Consider the following 1,985-nt stretch of genomic DNA (forward strand, 5'->3'; position numbering starts at 1 on the left):
GCCCGCGCGTGGCGGCAGATGCTCGCCTTTGTCGGTCAGGCGATAGCGGAACCACGCCAGCTGCTGCTCGCGTAAGCTCTCTTCGTCATCGGGGAAATCACTAAACACCGCGCTGAGATGTTGCTGGTGATGTTGGTTATCGCTGCCGGTACCGGCTTCGGTCAGCAGACGATCGTAGAGTTCGCGCCCTTTCGGCGTGAGCGCTGCGCCGCGCTGTTCAATCTCACCAAAGCGCGCGGTATGCGTGCCCGGCGTGCCATCGTTAAAGTGCACCGCTTCTTCCAGGGCTTTGAAGCTGGTCTGGCGCAGCAGAATCGGCACCTTGCGCTGCGGCGGGCCTTCAATCAAGGTTTTGGGATCGATACCGCGCGAAGGCATCAGCGATTGCACGCGGTCAATATCCAGCGTGCGCGGCGTCAAATGGTTAATGTGGCAGCCGCGGAAACACACCACATCAGCAATCAGACGATGCTGCTGACTCAGCGCGCGATAAGTGGCGCTGTCCACGGTGGTGTGCGCATGCCAGCGGAAAGTTTCCAGCGCTTCCTGCACGAAAGTCGCCGCATCCGCTGCGTTTAAGCCGCCCTGCTGTTGATGCTTAGCGATTAAGGCGCGGCAACCCGGCGTAAAGATATCGCGCGCGGCGAGAATCGCAGCGGCCTTCTCGCGCAGCGCCGCATCATCAATCAGTTCCAGACGCAGCAGCGAAGTGAACACGCGGAACGGATTATGGCGCAACGCGCGGTCGCTGACCGGACGAAACGCCGTGGAGTGCACCGGCACACCGGCTTGCGACAGGTCGTAATATCCCACTGCTTCCATGCCCATCACGGCAAACATCTGGCGCAACGTGCTGAGTTCTTCAGCTTTGCCGACGCGAATCGCACCGTGACGCTCGACGCTGAGGCGACTCAGCTCATCGGCAGCAGACAGGCGATTTTTCAACTCGGGATTGGCTTCTAGCGTACGTTCATTAACGGCGGTGACCAACTGCGTCAGCGTGCCGTATTGCGGCACTTCCTGCTGATACATGGTCGACATTGCCTGCGAGAACAGCGTGCGGATGGCATCGCTGCTGAGAAAGTTTGGCATCATCATCACCTTGGGCTTACGGGTTGTTGCTACTGTAGATCAACCCTTTAGCGGCGGGTAACAATTTCGTGGAACTGTGATCGCCTTGTCACTCAGTGAGGTTTGACTGGTCACCAAAGCGACATTTCAGCACCAGCATAATGGTGGTTAATACCGCAGGAATCGCCAGCAGCAGGAAGATCTGACTGAACGTCCAGCCGAGCGTTAACAACTCGGCACCCACAAACGCGCTGATGATGGCGCCGATGCGGCCAACGCCATGCATCCAGCTGGAGCCGGTGGCTCGAGCGTGTGTTGGATAATAACTGGCGGAAAGCGCATTCATGCCGGTGTTGGCACCGTTGAAACAGAAGCCGCTGCAGAAAGCGATAGCGCTCATTAAGCCAACCTGCGCGGGAGAAAAACCCAGCGCCACAATGGCAATGCCGCCGCAGAAATAGATCACCGCTAGCGCCAGATTGGCGTTGATGCGATCCATCAACCAACCGGCAAACAGCGAGCCAATGGTTCCACCGGCCTGATACATCGCCGTGACAATCGCTGCTTCCGTCACCGACATGCCAAGCGTGCTGATCAGTGAAGGCATCCAGCTGCCAATCAGGTAAACAAGGAACAGCCCCATAAAGTAGCCGCCCCACAACATCAAACTGCCAAACAGATAGCGGCGCGACACCACGGTTGCCACGGAACCATTACGCGCGGTGGGCAGCTCAGTGCTTTGATAATGGCTACCCGGCTGCACGGTGCCGGGCAACATACGTTCGAGGATGGCGTGAATATGTGCGGCAGGCGCGCGACGACTAATCAGGAAACGTACTGATTCCGGTAAGCCGCGCACTAAAAAAGGCAGCACCAGCAGCGGCAGCACGCCGCCCATCAGCATAACGGAGTGC

Annotated in this window: 2 protein-coding genes; both read right to left on the bottom strand. The window is 58.3% G+C overall.

All coding sequences use genetic code 11. The annotated features are described in order from the left end of the window. The coding region (locus tag RTY00_RS24200; RefSeq protein WP_312666662.1) for a VOC family protein at positions 1-1,092 on the bottom strand (1,092 nt) is incomplete at its 3' end. Positions 1,093-1,180: 88 nt separating this feature from the next. Next, on the bottom strand, positions 1,181-1,985 hold an 805-nt coding region (locus RTY00_RS24205; RefSeq protein WP_312666663.1), incomplete at its 5' end, for an MFS transporter.

It is taken from the genome of Pantoea sp. CTOTU49201 (genome assembly GCF_032054795.1).
GTDB classification, from domain to species: domain Bacteria; phylum Pseudomonadota; class Gammaproteobacteria; order Enterobacterales; family Enterobacteriaceae; genus Pantoea; species Pantoea symbiotica.